This is a genomic window from Nocardia alni (genome assembly GCF_019038435.1).
Taxonomy (GTDB): Bacteria; Actinomycetota; Actinomycetes; order Mycobacteriales; family Mycobacteriaceae; genus Nocardia; species Nocardia alni.
In genome coordinates, this window is the sequence record NZ_JAGPOX010000059.1 from 14,411 (window position 1) to 34,988 (window position 20,578).

Genomic DNA, 20,578 nt, shown 5'->3' on the forward strand with positions numbered 1-20,578 from the left:
TATTCCATACCTAATTCTCAGGTTTCCTCCGAATCCATTGTGTTGGTGCAGCTTTGCTGCTCAGCCCAAGCTCAGGAAGGCCATGCCCTACCGGGGGCAACGGGTGGCGAAATGGGCGGGCGTGTGTTGCAGTTACTCCGCAAAGATCTTCCGTGCCTCGTTGCCGCACCGATTACCGACGAAAGAGGATTCCTATGCGCGCTCGAACCATCGTCATCGCCGCCGCGGCGGCGGCCGTCGCGGGCCTGGCCGGTGCGGGCACGGCGTCGGCCGCCAACCCGGTCACGAACCCGAAGACCGGCGGCTTCGGGATCCAGCTGAACGCCGGTGAGACGCAGTCCTTCGCCAACGGCCCGATACCCGCGCTGCTGGACGAGGTGCTGCCGGGCAGCGCCATGGCCGTGTCGATCCGGCCGGATTCGCAGCTTCGCACCTCCGGCAATCGCGTGTACGCCGATCTGCCCAGCGTCGCCCGCGAGGCGGCGAGTCACCCCGGTGGCCGGATCGCCCTGGTGGTGGATCCGGGTCCGCGCCTGGTCATCGCGCAGTCCTGGTAGAGGTTCGCCGACGGGACCAGCCGGAGTGGGTGCGCTAGGCGACCAGGACCGTCTGTGCGCCCGCGAGCGCGCGGACGGTCGCGGGCAGCACACCGACCGGCTCGCCGTCTGCGGTCGCCGGAGTTCCGGAGGCCACCACCCGAACCTGTGCCGCGCGGTACTGACTGATGGCCGGATGATCCACCCTGCGGCCGGACGCGATCACCGGTAGCAGGCGCACCATCTGCACCCTCGATATCGCGCCGACCACCGAGACGTCGAGCAGTCCGTCGTCGACGAGCGCATCGGGACAGATCAGCATGCCGCCGCCGTAGGTACGGGTGTTGCCGACCGCCACCATCACCGCGTCGGTCTCCACGAGGGTCGTCGCGGAGTGGCCTGGTACACCCGACAATTCGATGCGGGTGGGCACGGCCAGACCACCGGCCAGTTCGGCGAGCGCGGCGAGGGGATAGCGCAGCCGGCCCCCGGGGTAACGCATCCGGTTGGCGCGCAACGTCACCCGGGCGTCGAATCCGGTGGCTGCCACGGTAGCGAACCGCATCGGCTCCGACGCGCCCGACTCCGTGTGCACCTCCCCCAGGTCGATGGTGCGTACCGTCCCGTTCCGGACGATATCTGCCGCCGCGATCGGATCATCCTGCGGCACACCGAGTTCGCGAGCGAGATCATTGCCGGTGCCGCCGGGCACCAGCCCGAGCGGTACGCCGGACCCGGCCAGCGCCTGCAGGGTGATGCACACCAGACCGTCGCCACCCGCACACAGCACCGCGTCGGGCACCGCCGCACCGGTCAGCCGATCCCGCACGTGGCGAATCGTTTCCGCCGCCGTCGCACCGCTAGCCTCGGTGACCTCGATGCCGTGCGCGCGCAGCCGATCCGCCGCCGCAAGGCCCGCGACCTGCCCCCGGCCGCGGCCCGACAACGGATTCGTCACCAGGAGGACGGATCGGACGTCCACCCGCTCAGGCACGGCGATATCCACCGGTGCATTCGGGTGCGGTCCCGACCGCGTCCGCACGCCGCCCCGCACTCACGGGATCAGCTTTCCGGGATTGAGGATGCCGACCGGATCCACGGCCTGCTTGACCGCGCGCAGCACCCGCACACCGAGCTCGCCGATCTCCTCGGTCAGCCACGGGCGGTGGTCCCGGCCGACGGCGTGATGGTGGGTGATGGTCGCCCCGGACGCGGCTATGGCATCGCCGACGGCCTGTTTGGCGTTGCGCCACTGGGTGATCGGGTCGTCGAGCTGCTTGGCGACGATCGTGAAGTAGAGCGAGGCCCCGGTCGGATACGTATGCGAGATGTGGCACATCACCAGCGGCGGGGTGCCCTGCCCGGACAGCGAATCGGTCAGTGCCGCCGTGACACTCGCCTTCACCTCGATGAGGTGGGCCCAGTTCGTCGCGGTTTCCAGTGTCTCGCAAAGGATTCCGACATCCAGTAGCGCATCGCGCAGATACGGCGCGGCGAAGCGGCCGTGCGCCCACTCCCGCGCGGGCTGTTCGCCCAGCGGGTTGCCACCGGCGGCGGCTAACAGGGCATTGGCCTCCGCGCTGCGCGCGGCGACATGGGCCGCGCTGCCCTCGAACGTGGTGACGGCCAGGCAGCCGGAGACGGACTCACCGCCGATATCGTCCGCGCGGGCCAGATTCAGGCCGGTCTCGGCCTCGTCGGACAGCCGCATCACCGTGGGCGCGGCCCCGGCCTGCGCCACTGTCCGCAGTGCGGCCGCGCCCGCGCCGAAGTCCGGGAACGACCAGGCTTGATACACAATGGTTTCCGGAACCGGATGCACACGCAGCGTGACCGCGGTGATCACGCCGAGCGTGCCCTCCGAGCCCGAGAACAGCTCGCGCAGATCGGGTCCCGCGGCCGAGGCCGGTGCGCGGCCGAGATCCAGTGTGCCGCTGGGGGTGGCCACGCGCAGCCGCTGAATCATGTCGTCGAAACGGCCGTACCCGGCCGACGCCTGCCCGGACGATCGGGTCGCGGCGAAACCCCCGATGCTGGCGAATTCGAAGCTCTGCGGAAAATGCCCGAGCGACCACCCGCGCGCGGCGAGCAACTCCTCCGCCTGGGGACCGGTCAGGCCGGCGCCGAGGGTCGCGGCGCCGCTGACCGGGTCGAGGTCGGTGAGCGCGTCCAAGCGTCGAAGATCCAAGGCGACAACGGCATCGAAACGCCCGCGCGCGGGATCCACGCCGCCGACCACACTTGTTCCACCGCCGAAGGGCACCACGGCGATACCCTGCTCGGCGCAATAGGCGAGCACCGCGAGTACCTCGTCGTGCCCGGCGGGGTATACCACGGCGTCGGGAGCGTCCTGCGGGTCGAGATCGCGGCGGCGCAGTAGATCGGGCGTGCTCTTACCACCGGCATGCAGCAGCCGGGCTCGGTGATCCACGCGCACGTGGTCGGGGCCGACCAAGGCAGACAGTCCCGCCACGTGCGTGGGACCGAGCACCGAGGCGCGCAGCGGCACATTGCCCTCATCGCGACGCGCCACTGCCTCACCGGATACCCCGAACACCTGCGCCAACAGGGTCCGGACCTTCTCCGGAAGCGGCGCGTGAGCGGACGGAATGCCCCAGGCGTCCCAAACCATACTCGGGCGGGATGGCGACTCGCCCGGCATTGCCGAGGATGACGTGTCTTGTCGCATATCGACCATGCGTTACAGTTTGACATAGAATGTCAAGTAGTAACGATCGACTCTGCGACCGACGGCGGTTCGCACGACCCGGCGGTGATCCGATGCCCATACGTGACGCCTCTCGACCCCAGCGCGGGCGCGAATCATCGTCGCGACACATGCCCGCACGCACGGCCGCGGCGCCACATGTCGCGGAGACGAGCGCCCATGACGCGGGTGCGCCGAGTGCCCATGAGACGGTCGGGACCGGGCCGGCCACGATCGAACGGGCGATCCTGGACGCGGCACGCGCATGCGTCGAGGAGTTCGGAGTGCGCCGCACGACGCTCACCGAGGTCGCCCGGCGCGCCGGTGTGAGCCGTCCGACGGTGTACCGTCGCTGGCCCGACACCGGCTCGTTGCTCGCGGATCTGCTGGTGCGAGAGCTTCGCCGGATCATCGAACGGACCATCCCCGACGAGACCCGCCGCGGCAGCGCCCGGGTCCGGCTGGTCGGCGGCATCGTGGCCGGCGCGGCGGTGGTGCGTTCGAATCCGCTGTTCGCGAAGATCTTCCGCACCGACACCGATCTGATGCTGACCTACGTCTTCGGCCGCCTGGGCCGCAACCAGCGCGAACTGCTGCGGGTATTCGCCGAGGGCATCCGCGAGGGCCAGCGCGACGGCTCCATCCGCCCCGGCGCCCCCGACGAGCTGGCGACGATGCTGCTGCTCATCGCCCAGTCCACCGTCCAGTCCGCCCGCATGGTCGGCGATCTCCTCACCGATTCCCGGCTGGATGCCGAACTGGCCCGCGCCATAGACGGTTATCTCCGTCCCGACGAGTTCGACAGCCCGACATGAGCGCGTCCCCTCTGCCTCCCCCTCGCACCATCGGCGGGAATTCATGTGGCGACTGTCTTTCGGACGCCGAACGATGGCATCGCGAAGCGCTCGCGATCGCACCAGCAGGGACCCGAGCACAACTACCAGGGCGACATCACGACGAAACCATCCGACAAGCGGAAGTGGTGAAATGAGCACTGCGGGAACTACATTCGGCGACTCCGCACTGAATGCCGCACGGCGGCAACGGGAGCTGCGCGAGCTCGGCGACGCCGGGACGATCGATGTGCTGGTGATCGGCGGCGGCGTCACCGGGGCGGGCGTCGCCCTGGACGCCGCCACCCGCGGACTGCGTACCGTGCTGGTGGAGCGGCACGATCTGGCGTTCGGGACCAGCCGGTGGAGTTCCAAACTCGTGCACGGCGGCCTGCGTTATCTGGCCGGTGGCGGGGTGGGGATCGCGCACGAGAGCGCCGTGGAACGCCACATCCTACTCACCACGACCGCACCGCATCTGACCCGTGCGATACCACAGCTGGTGCCGCTGCTGCCGGAAGTCACCGCGGCACAGCGCATGCTGACCCGGGTCGGATTCGCCGCCGGAGATGTGCTGCGGCGCAGTGCCGGAACGCCGTCCGCCGTACTGCCCCGATCGCGCCGGGCCGCCTCGGCCGAGACACTGCGCTTGGCGCCCACGGTGCGCCGCGACGGATTACGCGGCGCGCTCCTGGCCTGGGACGGCCAGCTCGTCGACGACGCGCGCCTGGTGGTGGCGATCGCCCGCACCGCCGCCGCACACGGCGCCACCGTGCTCACCCGGGTCGAGGCCGAGCGGGTGAGCGGCGGTTCGGCCGTGCTGCGCGACATCCTCACCGGAGAAACCCTCACGGTCCGAGCTCGTTCGGTGATCAACGCCACCGGAGTCTGGGCGGACCGGCTGGACCCGAGTATCGAGTTGCGCCCCAGCCGGGGCACCCATCTGGTCTTCGACGCGGCCGCGTTCGGTGGCCTGAACGCCGCACTGACCGTGCCGATCCCCGGCAGTATCAGCCGGTTCGTCTTCGCCTTCCCGGCCGCCCACGGACGGGTCTACCTGGGCCTGACCGACGAGGACGCCCCCGGCCCGGTGCCCGACGAGCCGGAACCGACCGAATCGGAGATCGATTTCCTGCTCGACACGGTCAACACCGTTCTGCGGGAACCGCTGTCCCGCAAGGATATCCGCGGTCGCTTCGCGGGCCTGCGCCCCCTGCTGCGCACCACCGGGGACAGCACCGCCGACATCTCCCGCGAGCACGCGGTACTGCACTCCCCCGGCGGCCCCATCACCATCGTCGGCGGCAAGCTCACCACCTACCGCAAAATGGCCCAGGACGCGGTCGACGCCGCCATCGCCCACACCGGCCTGCGTGCAGGTCCGTCCCGAACCCGCCGAATCCCTTTGTTCGGCGCGATATCCGGCGCGGCCCGCGACCACCTCGCGGCCTCCCCCCGCCTGATCGAACGCTACGGCGGCGAGGCCCCCACGATCGCCGCACTCGCACACCGCGATCCATCCCTGGCCGAGCCGGTAGCCCCCGGAATCGACGTCCTCCGCGCCGAATTCGCCCACGCCATCACCCACGAGGGCGCCCTGAACCCCGACGACCTCCTGGACCGCCGCACCCGAATCGGCCTCGTCCCGACCGACCGCGCCGCCGCTCTCCCCGTGGCACAGGCCATGTTCGAATAACCCGACCCCGGCACTGTGCCCCAGACCGCATCCCTCGAGTAAGCCCACCACAGCAGACCCGCTCGGTCCCCCACAGTCATCCGGGCCGGGCCAATCTTCCTACCTACGGAACGACACCGCGATCACATACCTGGATAGCAATTCCGCCGACGGCCTTCGTCGTTCATCCTCACGACGTACCCGACCAGCGCAACAACGCGCCAGTTCCTTTTCGTAGAGGTACTCGATAAACCAGTATCCGAGACCGGACAGCCCAACAAACAGCATGCCAAGGCGACACCCTGCTCGAGCGACTCGGGTCGCCAACCCCCACGTCCCCAACGTTTCCGCTATCGTCCGAACTGTGCCAGGCCGTCAGCTTGACGTTTGCCGGTCCGGCAGCGGCAATGACGCGAAGGAGGCGGGAGTGGCCGACACCCGGCAGACGCCGACCGAAACCCGAAGGGCCGAGATGTTTGTCGCCCCCGAACACGATCCGCGCACCCACCTCCACACCACCGGCGACGAGCGGGGGGTGCTCATCGAAATTCTGGCCGGTCAGCGCGCCACCCTGGAGCTCAAGTGCGCCGGACTGGGCAGCGAGCTGGCACGAAGGTCGGTGGCGCCCTCGACGATGTCGTTACTGGGCCTGGTACGCCATCTGGCCGACGTCGAACGTCGCTGGTTCCGCCGCGTACTGGCCGGCGAACCCGCACCACCCCTGTTCACCTCCGAGGACCGCCCCGACGACGACTTCGACGGCGCCAGCACCGATTCCTCCTCCATCACAGCGGCCTGGGGCGCATGGCGCGCGGAAGTCGCCTTCGCGGAACGATTCACCACCGCCACCCCGGACCTGTCGTTCACGGCCAAGGACGCCTGGCTGGGAGAAGTATCACTGCGCTGGGTACTGGCCCACATGATCGCCGAATACGCCCGCCACAACGGGCACGCCGACCTGCTACGCGAGCGCATCGACGGCGCGATCGGTCTATAACCACACTCCACCGTCATCCCGGCGCCGAGCACGCCGGGATGGCGGGCTCGATCAGGAGTTGTTGCCGCCCAGGCTGAACGAGACGCCGCCGGGATCGAAGACCGAGGCGAGGCGGCCGTACGGGGTGTTCTCGGGTTCGCGTTCCACCGAACCACCCAGGGATACCAGGGTTTTCACTGCGGCATCGACGTCCTCCACGCCGAAGTAGGGGCGCCAGCCGCCCGGTGAGCCGGCGGGGAGGAAGGCCGCGGAGTCCATCACGCCGCCGAGCATCGGGGTGGTGGAATGGATTGTGGTGTAACGGAATTCCGGGGTGTCGGCGACGATGAACGGGTCTTTCCAGTCGAAGACCTCGCGGTAGAAGCGCAGCGCGTCGTCGTAGGCGGGGGTGTGCAGTTCGAACCAGGACGGGTTGCCGACGTGATCGCTCCATTCGCCGCCTCCGGCGATGCCGAACGCGCCGAATCCGGTGTGCACGCCGGGCTGCCATACGCCGATCCCGGCGCCGCTGGGGTCTGCCAGAATCGCCATGTGGCCCATCTCGCCGACCTGCATCGGCGGCATGACGACCCGGCCGCCGTGTTCGGCGGCCTTGGCGGCGGTCGCCTCGGCGTCGGGGCTGGCCAGGTAGATCGTCCACTGGTCCGGGCCGCCGGAGGTGCCGTCGTTGTGCATGCCCCCGGCGACGGAATTGCCGTCCTTGCTGAAGGTGATGTACCCGCCGTACTCCGGGCCGCCGCGCTCGGCGGTCCAGCCGAGCAGTTCGCCGTAGAAGGCGATGGCACGGTCGGTATCGGAGGTGAACAGCTCCACCCAGCAGGGATCTCCGGGCTTGAAGGTGTACGTCATGGTGAGCTCCTCGGGAGGTAGGTGCTTGCACTCTTGGAGACGACGCCTCGTCACGAAATTCATCGCGCCGAGTTTTCTCGGTTCACTCTCAGCGGACACCACGTTGCTTGACCTTAAGAATACTTCAGGTTCCACGATGGGTACATGCCCGATACACGCACCGCCTTCATCACCGGCGCCTCGGCCGGATTCGGCCGCACGACCGCGCTGGCCCTGGCCGCACGCGGCTGGAATCTGATCCTCACCGCACGACGCCCCGAACCCCTGGCCCGAATCCGGGAGGAGACCGGCGCGACCGCGGTCACCGGCGATGTGGCCGATCCGGCCCACCGCGCCCGCCTGGCCACCACACTAGCCGAGATCGACCGGCTCGATCTGGTGATCAACAACGCCAGCGCCCTGGGACCGAGCCCGATGCCGCGCCTGGCCGACTACCCGCTCGACGAGTTCGCGGCCGTACTGACCGTCAACACCGTCGCCCCCCTGGCAATTCTGCAGTTGACCCTGCCGAAGCTGCGGGCCACCGACGGCATCGCGATCAATATCAGTTCCGATGCCGCGCGCGAACCCTACGAGGGCTGGGGCGGCTACGGATCGTCCAAGGCGGCACTGGACCAACTGACCGCGATCTTCGCCGCGGAGAATCCACTCCTGCGCGTCTACGCCCTCGATCCCGGCGATATGCGCACCGCCATGCATCAGGCCGCCTTCCCGGACGAGGACATCTCCGACCGCCCCGAACCCGAGACGGTCGTCCCGGCCCTGTTGCACCTGATCGAGACCCGTCCACCCAGCGGCCGCTACACGGCCGCGGACCTGACGACCTCCCACGACTGAGAGATACCTCATGACTGCCGTACTACCCGATTTCATCCTGCCCGCCGAGCGGTCCGCGACGGCGCCGCCGGAGGCGCGCGGCCTGGCCCGCGACGAGGTTCGCATGCTGGTGTCGGACAACGGAATCCTCACCCACGCCCGCTTTCGCGACCTGCCCGGCTTCCTGCGGCCCGATGACCTGGTGGTGGTGAACAACTCCTCCACGATGTCCGCCGCGGTCGACGCCCGATACCGCGGCGAGCCGGTGGTCCTGCACTTCTCGACCTGGCTCGACGACGGCGGCTGGGTCGTGGAACTCCGTGCGCCCGAAGGTGTTCCGTTCACCACCACGACTCCCGAATCCGGCGCTCGAGTGGAACTTCCGGGCGCCGTCGCACGGCTGCGCGCCCCGTGGCTGCCGACCGCCACACGCCTGTGGATCGCCGATCTCACCGTCGACGTCCCCGACCTACTGGCCCGGCACGGGCGGCCGATCACGTATTCCTATGTGACACAACGCTGGTCGCCGGACTACTACCGCACGGTCTTCGGACGCGAACGCGGTAGCGCCGAAATGCCCAGCGCTGGAAGACCGTTCACCGACACCCTGGTAACAAATCTCGTATCCGCCGGAATCACCCTGACCCCCATCACCCTGCACACCGGCGTCTCCTCCCCGGAAACGGGCGAACCCCCGAGTCCCGAACGCTACGCCGTCTCCCCCACCACCGCCCGGCTGGTCAACGCGGCCCACGCCGCAGGCGGCCGCGTCGTGGCCGTGGGCACCACGGTCACCCGTGCCCTGGAATCGGCGGCCGCCCCCTCGGGCCTGGTACACCCCGCCTCCGGCTGGACCAACCTGATCCTGAGCGCGGCCCGCCCGGCCCGCGCGGTGGACGCCCTGATCACCGGCTGGCACGAACCCGGCGCATCGCACCTGCACCTGCTCGAGGCCGTCGCGGGAACCGATCGCGTTCAGACGGCCTACCGCGCAGCCCTGGACACCGGCTACCTCTGGCACGAATTCGGCGACACAGCACTGCTTTTCGGCGAGCCGAACGGTCAGCACAGCGGCGAACCGAACGGTCAGCACGGTGGCGAACCGAACGGTCAGCACGGTGGCGAACCGAACGATCTTCACAGTGGCGAACCGAACGACCACAGCAGCGAACCGAACAATCGGCACAGCGGGAAGTCGAACAAACAACACAGGCGCGAGCCGAGCGATTGATCGCGAGCCGGGCGATTGATACAGCGCGCACACCGCGGCCTACCGGCGATCCGGGAACTCCTCCGTCCGCCGCGCAGCACGCCCCGCGAACTCCGAGCACTCCGGGCATTCCGCGATGATCGGATGACTACAGGCGGCCAGGTGCTCGAGAAACTGATCGGTGGCCCGCAGAAGGGCGATTCGAGCACCCACCTCGGCACGCCGACCGGCGATGAGAGCCTGGCGCCCGTCATGAGCGCTGTAACCGAGTTGCCGTATCTCGTCGAGCGACAACCCGGTGCGCTGCAACAGCTGGATCACCCGGGCATAGTCCAGGACGTTCTCGTCGTAGACGCGGTGCCCGGACGGGCTGCGCCGCGGCATGAGCAGGCCGACGGATTCCCAATGCCGCAGCACGTGCGCCTCCATGCCGAGAGCAGCCGCGGCGTCACCGATCCTCATCGCCTGATCCATCACATCGCGCCCCTTTACTTCATGTCGACCTTAAGTATTACCGTGCCGCCATGTCGGATCCAGTACATACCCCCACCCTGTTCGAATGCTGTGCCGCGGCGATCGGCTCGGTCCGCGGAGCCGTGCGACCGCGGCCCGCTGACCAGCGATTCCTTCGTTCCCTCACCGACGCGGGCCTGCCCACCGCCCGGCGTACCGTGACGTTGACCGCCCTGGCGCAGGTCCCGCGATCGGTACCGACGGCGGCCGTCGTGGAGGGACGCTTCACACCACGACGCATCGCCAACTCGCTGACCTCGTTCGTGATCCAGCACCCCGAGGCGACCTTCATCGTCGACCCGAGTTACTGCGTCGACGCCGACCATCGGGCCATCGCGCAGCTACCGGCCGTCTTGCGCGGGGCCGTGCGCCCGCCCGTCGAGACCATTCCGACGATCACCGCACTGAAGGCCGAGTTCGATCCTGCCGCACTGGATTTCGCACTGCCGACCCATGCGCACTGGGATCACGTCTGCGGGCTGCTCGATCTGCCGGGCCTGCCGTTGCACCTGCACGGCGACGAGCACGACTGGATCTCCCGGGACGCGATCGCTCCCGTCGGCGGCGTGCGCGACTCCCTGAAGGATCGCCCCCTCGTCCGATACGACCTCGACGGCCCGCCGATCCTGACCTTCACCCGCAGCCACGACCTGTTCGGCGACGGCAGTGTCGTCCTGCTCGACCTGGCCGGCCATACCCCCGGCAGCGTCGGCATCCTCGCCCACACCTCGCGCGGCTGGGTCCTGCTGGCGGGCGATGCCGCCTGGCATTCACTACAGGTCGAGGAAATCCGTCAAAAGTCCAGCTACCCAGGAAATTTCGCCGATGCCGATCGAGACCTCACCTTCAAGTCCCTGCACCGCCTGCATCTGGCGCGACACTTCGCCACCGTCGTCCCCACTCACGACCACGACGCAACACTCCAGTTCGCGACGCAGCGCGACCAGATCCGTATGTCGTGACGAAATCTATTCCGCTGCTTCGAGTTCAGGAACCAGACGCTCGAGCATCCCTTCCAGCAGGCGCTCCTCGTCGGGCGTGAGCTCGGCCAGCGCCTTGTAGGCCCGCACCTGCGAGGCCCGGATCCGCGCCGCCAGTTCGCGACCGGCGTCGGTCGAAGCGAGGTATTTCACGCGGCGGTCGGCGGGATTCACCGTGCGCCGGACCAGTCCGCGCGATTCCATCCGGTCCGCGACCCCGGTCAGATTCGACGGATCGCACGCCAGGCGACCGGCCAGCTCGCGCATGGGCAACTCGTCCGGCGGCTCGTTGAGCGCCAGCAGCAGTTTGGCCTGGGTGAGGGTGAGCCCGTGCCCCTCGGCGGCGGTGAGGAAATCCTCCAGGTAGGCCGTCACGAACCGTCCGATCAAAAGCGCGAGCGGAGTCGGCGCCGCGTCGACCACCCCTGTCGGCTCCGCCGCCTCACCACCCCCAGTGGCCTGACTCATAGTCGCGATCCTACCGGCACGATTGACAACGGATATCTTTGATGTCTTAAATACTTGAAGTCTTCAAAGATATTCGTAGTCAAGTTTCTGGAGGTGTACGCATGGCGCGCAAGGGTGCCCTGCTGACCGGCGTACTGGCGTTCGCCGCGATGATCGTGACCGTCATGCAGACCCAGGCGGTGCCGATCCTGGGCCTGATCGCCACGAAACTGCACACCTCGACGGCATCGGTGAGCTGGGTGACCACCGCCACCCTGCTGTCCGCGGCCGTGTCGACCCCGCTGCTGGGCCGCATCGGCGACCTGTACGGCAAGAAGCCGACGCTGCTGGGCGTGCTCGGCTTCGCGGTGGTCGGCTCGGTGGTGTCGGCGCTGGCCGATTCGCTGGGCGTGCTGCTCGTGGGCCGCGCGCTACAGGGCGTCGCGACGGCGATCTTCCCGCTCGCGCTGTCGGTGCTGCGCGAGGAGATCCCCGCCGAACGCCTGCACGGCGCGATGGCGATGATCAGCGGCGCCTTCGCATTCGGCGGCGGCATCGGCCTGGTCACCACCGGCCTGCTGACCCAGGGCGGCAATCCCGGCTATCACGTCGTGTTCTGGTTCACCGCCGGTATCTCGGCGCTGGCGCTGGCCGCCTCGGCCGCGGCGATCCCGGCCACGGGCAAGCGGCATCCCGGCAGCGTGGATCTGCCCGGGGCGCTGACGCTCGGCGGATTTCTGGTACTGCTGCTCCTGCCGATCTCCCAGGGCCACGAATGGGGCTGGACCTCGGCGGCGACGCTAGGCTGCCTCGCCGGGGCGATCGTGCTCGCGGTGCTGTGGGTGCTGGTCGAGCGGCGGGCGTCCGCGCCGCTGGTGGATCTGGGGATGTTCGTCCACCGGCCGGTGCTGTTCACCAACCTGGCCGGGGTTTTCATCGGATTCGCCATGTTCCTGCTGTTCATGGGTGTGTCCTACCTCACCCAGATGCCCGCGCGGATCGCCGGATACGGCTTCACCGCCTCGATTCTGCGGGCCTCGGTGGAGTATCTGCTGCCCAGCACGATCGCCTCGATGCTCGCCGCGCCCCTCGGCGGGGTGCTGGTCGGCCTGATCGGCGGTCGCCGGGTGCTGGCCCTGTCCGGCCTCGTCGGCACCGCCGGATTCGCCTGGCTGGCCCTGGCGCACGACGCGACCGGGAACGTGATCGCGGCCAGTGTCATCGTCGGTGTGGCGATCAGCTTCGCCTATGCCTCGATGCCCGCCCTGATCGCGGCGAGCGTGCCGCATCATCAGAGCGGCGTGGCCAACGGCATCAACTCGATCTCCCGCACCGTCGGCAGTTCTCTGGGCAGCGCCATCATCACCACCCTGCTCACCGCCGAGCTGCTGCCCCACCTCCCGCTGCCGCAGGAGGGGCAGTTCGCCGTGGCGTTCTGGGTCGGTGCGGGCGCCTGTGCCGCAACGATTCTCGCGGCCCTGCTCGGCCTGCGCCCGGAAGCCCGCGGCGCCACCCGTGCGACGGCCGCGCCGGAGCCGCTGGTCGCCGTCGGCTGAGCGCCCGCGAGGTCGGCGACCCGACCCGGTGCCAGGTCCGGTTGATAGCATGCCCGACCGTGAACGTGACACTCAGCCGGTCGCCGGCCGAAGAACGGCCGTTGACCGCCCCCGCCCAGCTAGGCGGGGGTATACGGCTGTGGCGGGTCATCGCTATCGTCGCGGGCATCGTCGGTGCACTGCTCGCCGTCGCGGTGCCGCTGCTACCGGTCCATCAGCAGCAGTCCTCGTTGAGCTGGCCACAGGCGGGCCGGGTCACGAGCGTCACCGCCCCGCTGGTGTCGTACTCGCCGACCAGCCTGCACGCCGAGATCCCCTGCACCGCCGTCACGGCGCTGCGCGCGCACGGCGGCACGCTGCTGGCCACGGTCCCGGCGACGTCCGGGTCGGCCTGGCACTACGGCCTGAACGTCCTGGTCGCCCCCGCACCCGATACCAGCGCCCCCGAGGGCCCCGCCGGGACACGCACGCCGCCCGCGCGAGCGGCCGACGGTGAGCACCTTCAGGTCGTGCTGCGCGACCAGACACTGGTCGACACCCCCCTGTCCCAGCTGCCCCGCGACTGCCGGATCTCGATCTCCTCCGACGCCGCGAGCACCACCGTGACCGCGGGCGGCGACCCGATCGTCCTGCCGGGCGATCACCGTCCGCAGCTGGTGGGCCTGTTCACCGACCTGACCGGCGCGGCCCCGGCCGATATGCACGCCGACGTCGTGATCGACTCCCGGTTCACCACCTCGCCCACGGTGCTGAAGCTGATCGCCATCATCGGCGCACTGATCGCGACCGCCCTCGCGCTGTACGCCCTGCACCGCCTGGACTCCGCGGACGGCCGCGGCAACCGGCGCGTGCTGCCCCGGCGCTGGTGGCGTCCCCGGCTGGTGGACGGCGTGATCGTCGGCACGATGGTGGTCTGGTACTTCATCGGCTCGGGCACCTCCGATGACGGCTACATCTTCGGCATGGCCCGCACCGCCGGGCACGCGCGGTATCTGGCCAACTATTTCGCCTACTTCGGGGTCCCGGAGACCCCGATCGGCATCCCCTACGACAACCTGTTCGAACTGCTCTCTCGCCTGTCCAACGCGAGCATCGTGATCCGGCTGCCGGAGCTGATCCTCGGCATCGCGTGCTGGTTCCTGATCAGCCGTGAGGTCGTGCCCCGGCTGGGTGTCGGCGCGCGCACCGAGCGCTCGGCGATCTGGGCCGGCGGGCTGGTGCTGCTGGCGTTCTGGCTGCCCTACAACAACGGCCTGCGGCCCGAACCCGCCATCGCGCTGGGCGTCCTGCTGACCTGGGTCTCGATGGAACGCGCGCTGGCCACCCGGCGCCTGACCCCCGCCGCGCTCGCGCTGATTCCCGCCGCGCTGGCCGTGGTGACCAACCCGTCCGGGCTCATCTGCTTCGCCGCGCTGCTGGCCGGGGCGCGCCCGCTGGCACAGATCATCGTGCAGCGGGCCCGCACCTCCGGCTGGATCGCGCTGATCGCGACCGCGCTGGCCTCGGGGCTGGTGGTGCTCACCATCGTGTTCGCCGGCCAGCCGATCTCCGAGGTCCGCACGATGCAGGCCGCGCACAAGGTGGTCGGCCCCGATATGCCGTGGTACACCGATTATCTCGTCTATCAGGACCTGTTCCAGCCGACACCCGACGGGTCGTTGGCGCGGCGGTTCGCGATGCTGATGATGTTCCTGACCCTCGCGATCGCGCTGCTGGCGCTGCTGCGCAAGAACGGCCGGATCCCGGGTCTGGCGGCCGGGCCGACCCGCCGCATCGTCGGCACCACGGTCGCCGCGGTTCCGCTGATGGCGTTCTCCCCCACCAAGTTCACCCATCATCTGGGGGTCTTCGCCGGACTCGGCGGTGCGGTCGCGGTCGTCGCCGCGGTCGCCGTGGGTCCGCTCGCCATGCGCTCGGCCCGCAATCGCGCCTTGGCCGCCGCGGGGGCGGTCGGGATTCTGGCGCTCTCGTTCACCAGCTCGAACGGCTGGTGGTACGTGGCGAGCTATCGGGTCTCCTGGTGGGACAAGCCGATCTCGGTGCACGGAATCAGCGCGGGCACGGTGCTGCTGGTGATCGCGCTGCTGCTGGTCGTGCTCGCCGGGTGGTTCCACATTCGCGAGCCGTTCCGCACGAAGCCGCCGAAGGTGCGCCGGCCGATCCCGATGATCACCGTCGCCGCGGCGTTGGTCGTGCTGTTCGAGGTGGCCTCGTTCGTCAAGGCGGCCGTCGAGCAGTACCCCGCGTACTCGCTCACCACATCGAACGTGAAGGCGCTGAGCGGCAATACCTGCGGCATGGCCAACGACGTGCTGGTCGAACCGGACGCGAACACCGGTGTGCTGCACCCGTTGTCCGGCAGCCCCGCGAACGCCCTGGGCGGCGGCCAGAACACCGGATTCACCCCCGACGGGCTCAACCTCAACGACCTGCTGCCCGACGCCTCCACCGCGGCGGCGTCCTCGGTAGGTCAGTCCCTGGGTAGTGCGGGCACGACCACCAAGACCGGTTCGAACAGCACCGCCGCCGGTGCGGTCGCGCAACGTGGCATCAACGGCAGCACCATTCCGCTGCCGTACGGCCTGAATCCGGCCACCACACCGATGCTCGGCAGCTTCGGCAGCCCGGGCGCGCAGAAGTCGCTGACCTCGGGCTGGTATCAACTGCCCGCGCCCGACGCACAGGGCACCCGCGGCCAGATCGTCTCCATCGCCGCCGCCGGCCGCGTCGCCTCCACCGATATCGACAACCTGCCGGTCGGCGGCCAGAGCGTGCAGCTGGAATACGGTGTCACCGGGGCGAGTGGCGTCCAGTCGCTGGGCAAGGTCACCCCGGACGATGTCAGTGTGCTGCAGCCGTCCTGGCGCAATCTGCGAGTCCCGTTGTCGCAGCTGCCCGCCCAGGCGAACGTGGTACGCATCGTCGCCTCGGTGGACAGCTCGGATCCGCTGCAGTGGGTCGCGGTGACCCCGCCACGCGTGCCCCAGCTGCAGACCATCGACCAATTGGTCGGGCATACCGATCCGGTGCTGCTGGATTGGCTCGTGGGCCTGCAGTTCCCGTGCCAGCGGCCGTTCGGGCATCTCGACGGCGTCGCCGAGATCCCCAAGTACCGCATCACGCCCGATTTCGCGGCCGCGATCATGACCACGAACTGGGAGAGTCACACCTCCGGCGGCCCGCTCGGCTTTATCCAGCTGCTCACCACCCCCGAGGTCATGCCCTCGTATCTGAAGGACGACTGGAAGCGCAACTGGGGCGAGATCGAGCGCTTGGCCCCGCTGGATCCGAAGGCGGGTGCGGCTCAGCTGGATACGTCCACCGTCACCCGATCGTCACGGTGGACACCGGGACCGATGAACTTCAACATCCGGTAGCGGACGTACCCGATTGACAGCTGGCCCCGTCGGTGGCGGGGTCAGCTGCCGGACGGCCCAGCCCGTGACTCAGCCGGTGACGGCGCAGCTCGTGCCGATGTGGGTACCGGTGCCGACCCGGACGTTGACGTACGGCGTCGGCGCGCCGGCCGGTGTACCCGTCTGGACGGCGGTGAGGCGGTGGTTACCGACGGTGGCCGGGGTCCATGGCGCGACGGCCTGGCCGCCGTTCGGACGGAACCAGCCGATCGATGCGCCGTTGTCGAAGATGTGCACCGGCTGCACGGGGTCGGTGACCGACACCTCGACGGTGTACTGGCATCCGGTCCCGTAGTTGGTGCCCAGGCCGTAGTTGATGTCCGCGTCCGCCCCGACACGCGTAGCGGTGGCGCTCGCGACGGGAGCCGCGACCAGCCCCACCGCCAGCGCTGCCACAGCGACGCCGAGCGCCGTGCCGAAACGTGCCGGGCGCCGGCCCGAGTGTGCGGCCTCGACTTCGAAATCCATCGGCTGTTTCCGATCCTCACTGTCCGTATCCGGGGCCCTTACCCCTGTGCGGCATCCATACTGGCGTCCCGACGGTGTATGCGCGCGCCGAATCGCGGTATCCGACCCGCTGTCGTGACGATGCACAACGCCGCGGCCCGCACACCGCGGCGCGCGATATCGACCGAGACCACGCCGCATCGTGACGGTGCACGGACCGTCGGCTCACCGCGGCGAGCCGCATTGACGCTGTGACTGGACCCCGCACTCGCCGCTGCCGGACCGACCCGCCATCAGATATCCGACCGCTCAGTAGGTTCAGGGTCGATTGTCGGGCCCTTGCGGCAAGGAGGACGATGGAACCATGCACCGCGACGCCCCGACCCGAGATATCGACGAATCCGCCCTGTCCGTCACCCCGCCGAAGCAGCAGGCGGCCGGCGTGAAGGCGGTAACGGTCGCACTCGAGCGCGCGGTCGAGGAGATGGGTGTGATCCGCACCACACGCACCCTGACCCGACTGAATCAGCGGCACGGCTTCGACTGCCCCGGCTGCGCGTGGCCCGAGCCCAGCGGCCATCGCCGCCCCGCCGAATTCTGTGAGAACGGCGCGAAGGCGGTGGCCGAGGAGGCCACGCTGCGCACGGTCACCCCGGAGTTCTTCGCCCGGCATTCCCTCGAGGATCTGGCCGACAAGTCCGGCTACTGGCTGGGCCAGCAGGGCCGGCTCACCCATCCGATGGTGCTGCGCCCCGGCGATACCCACTACTCGCCCATCGCGTGGGACGAGGCGTACCGGCTGATCGCCGAGGCCCTGCGCGGCCTGGACTCCCCCGATGAGGCCCTGTTCTACACCTCCGGCCGCACCGCCAACGAGACCGCCTTCGTCTACCAGTTGCTGGCGCGCAGCTTCGGCACCAACAACCTGCCGGACTGCTCGAACATGTGCCACGAATCCTCGGGCGCCGCGTTGAGCTCCTCGATCGGCATCGGCAAGGGTTCGGTGACGATCGACGACTTCAACGCCGCCGAGGTGATCGTGGTGGCCGGCCAGAATCCGGGCACCAACCATCCGCGCATGCTCTCGGCGCTGCAGAAGGCCAAGGAGCACGGCGCACGGGTCATCGCGATCAACCCGCTGCCCGAGACCGGGCTGCTCGGCTTCCGCGACCCGCAGACGGTCAAGGGCCTGACCACGGGCATCCCGATCGCCGACGACTTCCTGCAGATCCGCCTCGGCGGCGATATGGCCCTGTTCCAGGGGCTGGCCCATCTGCAGTTCGAGGCCGAGGACCGCGCGCCGGGCACGGTGGTGGACCGCGAGTTCGTCGACGCGCACACCGCGGGCTTCGCCGAATACGAGAAGCAGATGCGCGCGGTCGACCTCGCGACGGTGCTGGAGGCCACGGGCCTGACCCGCGCGGAGCTGGATCACGTGGCGAAGCTGCTGGCCGAGTCCACGTCCACGATCATCTGCTGGGCCATGGGCCTGACCCAGCAGCGACACGGCGTCGTCACCATCGAGGAGGCGACCAATCTGCTGCTGATGCGCGGCATGATCGGTAAGCCGGGCGCGGGCGTCTGCCCGGTGCGCGGACACTCCAACGTGCAGGGCGACCGCACCATGGGCATCTGGGAGAAGATGCCCGAAACGTTCCTGGCCGCACTGGATTCCGAATTCGGCATCACCAGCCCGCGCAAGCACGGCCACGACGTCGTGGACGCCATCCGCGCCATGCACGAGGGCCGGGCATCGGTATTCTTCGGCATGGGCGGCAATTTCGTCTCCGCCACCCCGGACACCGACCTCACCGAGGCCGCGCTGCGCGGCTGCGCGCTGACAGTGCAGGTGTCGACCAAGCTCAATCGCAGTCACGTCGTGCACGGGCGCACCGCGCTGATCCTGCCGACACTGGGCCGCAGCGATGCGGATCTGTCCGCCGACGGCGTGAAACAGCAGGTGTCGGTGGAGGATTCGATGTCGATGGTGCATCTGTCGACCGGCCGTCTCGCACCCGTCAGCGACCAGCTGCGCAGCGAGGTAAGTATCGTCTGCGAGCTCGCGGCCGAACTGTTCGGCCCGGATCATCCGGTGCCGTGGACGACGCTGCGCGCCGACTACGACGCCATTCGCGACGCGATCTCCCGGGTGGTGCCCGGTTGCACGGACTACAACGCGAAGGTACGCGGCCGCAACGGATTCCAGCTCCCGCATCCGCCCCGCGACGCCCGTGAATTCCACACCACCACCGGCAAGGCCAATTTCGCGGCCAACGACCTGCAGTGGCTGCCGGTGCCGCAGGGCCGGTTGATCCTGCAGACCCTGCGCAGCCACGACCAGTACAACACCACGATCTACGGCCTGGACGACCGCTACCGCGGCATTCACAACGCCCGCCGGGTGGTGCTCGTGCATCCGGACGATATCGCCGAACTCGGTTTCGCCGAGGGCGATCTGGTGGACGTGATCTCGGAGTGGACCGACGGCGTCGAGCGCAAGGTCACGGGCTTCCGCCTGGTCGCGTACTCGACACCGCGCGGCAATGCGGCGGCCTACTATCCGGAGACCAACCCCCTCGTCCCGCTGAACCATGTGGCCGAGCGTTCCAACACCCCGGTCTCCAAAGCCGTGACAGTCCGGTTCGAACCGCACGTTCACACGGTCTGACATCGAGTGGTAACGAGGTGAGGTAGTGAGTGAGGTGGCGGCGTGAGCAGGGTTACCGCGCGGCGAAAGATGCTGCGGATCACCGCCGACGGGCAGATCCAGCGACCGGACAGCCTGGCCGTCGAGGAGCCGCTGGAACTGCGGGTCGACGGGCAGTCGCTCACGGTGACCATGCGGACGCCGGGTAGCGATATCGATCTCGCACACGGATTCCTGCTGAGCGAGAACATCATCGGCGCGGCGGACGATATCGTCTCGGCGCGGTATTGCGCGGGCACCGATGCCGACGGTCAGAACACCTACAACGTGCTCGACATCCAATTGCGCACATCCACACCGATTCTCGCGCGTAACTTTCTGACGAACAGCGCGTGTGGGCTGTGCGGCAAGACGGCATTGGACGAGGTCCGCACCCACACGCGCTTCCCGCTGCCCGCCGTCGAGCCGTTCGTCGACACCGCCGTACTGGCGACCCTGCCGGACGAATTGCGCTCGCGCCAGAAGGTTTTCGAGGCCACCGGCGGTCTGCACGCCGCGGGGCTGTTCACGCCCGACGGCACGGCGGTCGCCGTGCGCGAGGATATCGGCCGGCACAACGCGGTGGACAAGGTGCTGGGCTGGGCACTGCGCGAGGGCCGGGTCCCCGCGCACGATCTGGTGCTGATCGTCAGCAGCCGCGCCTCCTTCGAGCTGGTCCAGAAGGCCGTGATGGCGGGGGTGCCCGTCCTCGGCGCGGTGTCGGCGCCCAGTTCCCTGGCCGTGGATCTGGCGGCCGAATCGGGCCTGGCGCTGGTCGGGTTCCTGCGCGGCCAGACCATGAACATCTACGCCGAACCGGATCGCCTGCGCTTGCCGACCCCGCCTGCTCGCCGTCCCCCGAGCATCGACCGCCCGGTCCCACTCACCGCACATTCCGGCTGAGTCCCCG

Annotated in this window: 17 protein-coding genes; 11 read left to right on the forward strand and 6 right to left on the reverse strand. The window is 69.1% G+C overall.

Annotated elements, in window-relative coordinates; all coding sequences use genetic code 11:
• Positions 1-194: 194 nt before the first annotated feature.
• Positions 195-557 (forward strand): hypothetical protein, encoded by a 363-nt coding sequence (locus JZ791_RS22335; protein WP_216897140.1) that lies wholly within the window; start codon positions 195-197, stop codon positions 555-557.
• A 34-nt stretch (positions 558-591) separates the two neighbouring features.
• Here JZ791_RS22335 and JZ791_RS22340 read toward each other — a convergent pair whose 3' ends face one another.
• Positions 592-1,530 carry a YegS/Rv2252/BmrU family lipid kinase gene (locus JZ791_RS22340; protein ID WP_308163034.1) on the reverse strand — a complete coding sequence of 313 codons (939 nt, stop codon included), beginning with the start codon at positions 1,528-1,530 and terminating at the stop codon, positions 592-594.
• A 60-nt stretch (positions 1,531-1,590) separates the two neighbouring features.
• The gene (locus tag JZ791_RS22345; RefSeq protein WP_216897141.1) at positions 1,591-3,168 is read right to left on the reverse strand and encodes an FAD-binding oxidoreductase; all 1,578 of its coding nucleotides are present in this window, start codon (positions 3,166-3,168) and stop codon (positions 1,591-1,593) included.
• A gap of 206 nt (positions 3,169-3,374) precedes the next feature.
• On the opposite strand from JZ791_RS22345, the gene JZ791_RS22350 reads away from it, so the two are divergent.
• The 3 genes from JZ791_RS22350 to JZ791_RS22360 all read left to right on the forward strand — a co-directional run bounded on the left by JZ791_RS22350 (position 3,375) and on the right by JZ791_RS22360 (position 6,748).
• Positions 3,375-4,058, forward strand: a complete 684-nt coding sequence (locus JZ791_RS22350) for a TetR/AcrR family transcriptional regulator (RefSeq protein WP_216897142.1) — start codon at positions 3,375-3,377, stop codon at positions 4,056-4,058.
• A 172-nt stretch (positions 4,059-4,230) separates the two neighbouring features.
• A complete protein-coding gene (locus tag JZ791_RS22355; protein ID WP_216897143.1) occupies positions 4,231-5,772 on the forward strand; it encodes a glycerol-3-phosphate dehydrogenase/oxidase in 1,542 nt (513 codons plus the stop codon).
• Positions 5,773-6,178: 406 nt separating this feature from the next.
• Entirely contained in the window at positions 6,179-6,748 is a 570-nt protein-coding gene (locus JZ791_RS22360) for a DinB family protein (protein WP_308163035.1), read from the forward strand.
• Between the two features lie 51 nt (positions 6,749-6,799).
• Here the strand turns inward: JZ791_RS22360 and JZ791_RS22365 are convergent, their stop codons facing one another.
• On the reverse strand, positions 6,800-7,597 hold the full coding sequence (locus JZ791_RS22365) for a VOC family protein (protein ID WP_216897144.1): 798 nt from the start codon (positions 7,595-7,597) through the stop codon (positions 6,800-6,802).
• 144 nt (positions 7,598-7,741) lie between these two features.
• Between JZ791_RS22365 and JZ791_RS22370 the strand changes: the two genes are divergently transcribed.
• Together JZ791_RS22370 and JZ791_RS22375 are read left to right on the forward strand one after the other, a co-directional pair.
• On the forward strand, positions 7,742-8,434 hold the full coding sequence (locus tag JZ791_RS22370) for an SDR family NAD(P)-dependent oxidoreductase (RefSeq protein WP_216897145.1): 693 nt from the start codon (positions 7,742-7,744) through the stop codon (positions 8,432-8,434).
• A 10-nt stretch (positions 8,435-8,444) separates the two neighbouring features.
• Complete coding sequence (locus JZ791_RS22375) at positions 8,445-9,644, forward strand: S-adenosylmethionine:tRNA ribosyltransferase-isomerase (RefSeq protein WP_216897146.1); 1,200 nt, start codon at positions 8,445-8,447, stop codon at positions 9,642-9,644.
• A gap of 39 nt (positions 9,645-9,683) precedes the next feature.
• Here the strand turns inward: JZ791_RS22375 and JZ791_RS22380 are convergent, their stop codons facing one another.
• Positions 9,684-10,085, reverse strand: a complete 402-nt coding sequence (locus JZ791_RS22380) for a MerR family transcriptional regulator (protein WP_216897147.1) — start codon at positions 10,083-10,085, stop codon at positions 9,684-9,686.
• Positions 10,086-10,147: 62 nt separating this feature from the next.
• Here JZ791_RS22380 and JZ791_RS22385 point away from each other — a divergent pair, with 62 nt between their 5' ends.
• Positions 10,148-11,098, forward strand: coding sequence for an MBL fold metallo-hydrolase (locus tag JZ791_RS22385; protein WP_216897148.1), 951 nt, complete (start codon positions 10,148-10,150; stop codon positions 11,096-11,098).
• A 6-nt stretch (positions 11,099-11,104) separates the two neighbouring features.
• Here the strand turns inward: JZ791_RS22385 and JZ791_RS22390 are convergent, their stop codons facing one another.
• Entirely contained in the window at positions 11,105-11,584 is a 480-nt protein-coding gene (locus JZ791_RS22390; protein ID WP_216897149.1) for a MarR family winged helix-turn-helix transcriptional regulator, read from the reverse strand.
• A 101-nt stretch (positions 11,585-11,685) separates the two neighbouring features.
• Here JZ791_RS22390 and JZ791_RS22395 point away from each other — a divergent pair, with 101 nt between their 5' ends.
• Both JZ791_RS22395 and JZ791_RS22400 read left to right on the forward strand, forming a co-directional pair.
• The gene (locus JZ791_RS22395) at positions 11,686-13,119 is read left to right on the forward strand and encodes an MFS transporter (RefSeq protein ID WP_216897150.1); all 1,434 of its coding nucleotides are present in this window, start codon (positions 11,686-11,688) and stop codon (positions 13,117-13,119) included.
• Between the two features lie 59 nt (positions 13,120-13,178).
• A complete protein-coding gene (locus tag JZ791_RS22400) occupies positions 13,179-16,496 on the forward strand; it encodes an arabinosyltransferase domain-containing protein (protein WP_308163036.1) in 3,318 nt (1,105 codons plus the stop codon).
• 69 nt (positions 16,497-16,565) lie between these two features.
• On the opposite strand, the gene JZ791_RS22405 is transcribed toward JZ791_RS22400, so the two are convergent.
• Complete coding sequence (locus tag JZ791_RS22405) at positions 16,566-17,003, reverse strand: hypothetical protein (RefSeq protein WP_216897151.1); 438 nt, start codon at positions 17,001-17,003, stop codon at positions 16,566-16,568.
• A gap of 343 nt (positions 17,004-17,346) precedes the next feature.
• On the opposite strand from JZ791_RS22405, the gene JZ791_RS22410 reads away from it, so the two are divergent.
• Both JZ791_RS22410 and fdhD read left to right on the forward strand, forming a co-directional pair.
• Entirely contained in the window at positions 17,347-19,650 is a 2,304-nt protein-coding gene (locus JZ791_RS22410; RefSeq protein WP_216897152.1) for an FdhF/YdeP family oxidoreductase, read from the forward strand.
• A 42-nt stretch (positions 19,651-19,692) separates the two neighbouring features.
• Complete coding sequence (gene fdhD / locus JZ791_RS22415; protein WP_216897153.1) at positions 19,693-20,571, forward strand: formate dehydrogenase accessory sulfurtransferase FdhD; 879 nt, start codon at positions 19,693-19,695, stop codon at positions 20,569-20,571.
• The last annotated feature ends 7 nt before the right edge of the window (positions 20,572-20,578 follow it).

What these genes read in the sequence shown, in the direction of transcription:
- JZ791_RS22335 (WP_216897140.1), top strand. Translation starts at nt 195, where the DNA reads ATGCGCGCTCGAACCATCGTCATCGCCGCCGCGGCGGCGGCCGTCGCG.
- JZ791_RS22345 (WP_216897141.1), bottom strand. Translation starts at nt 3,168, where the DNA reads ATGGTTTGGGACGCCTGGGGCATTCCGTCCGCTCACGCGCCGCTTCCG.
- JZ791_RS22350 (WP_216897142.1), top strand. Translation starts at nt 3,375, where the DNA reads ATGCCCGCACGCACGGCCGCGGCGCCACATGTCGCGGAGACGAGCGCC.
- JZ791_RS22355 (WP_216897143.1), top strand. Translation starts at nt 4,231, where the DNA reads ATGAGCACTGCGGGAACTACATTCGGCGACTCCGCACTGAATGCCGCA.
- JZ791_RS22365 (WP_216897144.1), bottom strand. Translation starts at nt 7,597, where the DNA reads ATGACGTACACCTTCAAGCCCGGAGATCCCTGCTGGGTGGAGCTGTTC.
- JZ791_RS22370 (WP_216897145.1), top strand. Translation starts at nt 7,742, where the DNA reads ATGCCCGATACACGCACCGCCTTCATCACCGGCGCCTCGGCCGGATTC.
- JZ791_RS22375 (WP_216897146.1), top strand. Translation starts at nt 8,445, where the DNA reads ATGACTGCCGTACTACCCGATTTCATCCTGCCCGCCGAGCGGTCCGCG.
- JZ791_RS22380 (WP_216897147.1), bottom strand. Translation starts at nt 10,085, where the DNA reads ATGAGGATCGGTGACGCCGCGGCTGCTCTCGGCATGGAGGCGCACGTG.
- JZ791_RS22385 (WP_216897148.1), top strand. Translation starts at nt 10,148, where the DNA reads ATGTCGGATCCAGTACATACCCCCACCCTGTTCGAATGCTGTGCCGCG.
- JZ791_RS22390 (WP_216897149.1), bottom strand. Translation starts at nt 11,584, where the DNA reads ATGAGTCAGGCCACTGGGGGTGGTGAGGCGGCGGAGCCGACAGGGGTG.
- JZ791_RS22395 (WP_216897150.1), top strand. Translation starts at nt 11,686, where the DNA reads ATGGCGCGCAAGGGTGCCCTGCTGACCGGCGTACTGGCGTTCGCCGCG.
- JZ791_RS22405 (WP_216897151.1), bottom strand. Translation starts at nt 17,003, where the DNA reads ATGGATTTCGAAGTCGAGGCCGCACACTCGGGCCGGCGCCCGGCACGT.
- JZ791_RS22410 (WP_216897152.1), top strand. Translation starts at nt 17,347, where the DNA reads ATGCACCGCGACGCCCCGACCCGAGATATCGACGAATCCGCCCTGTCC.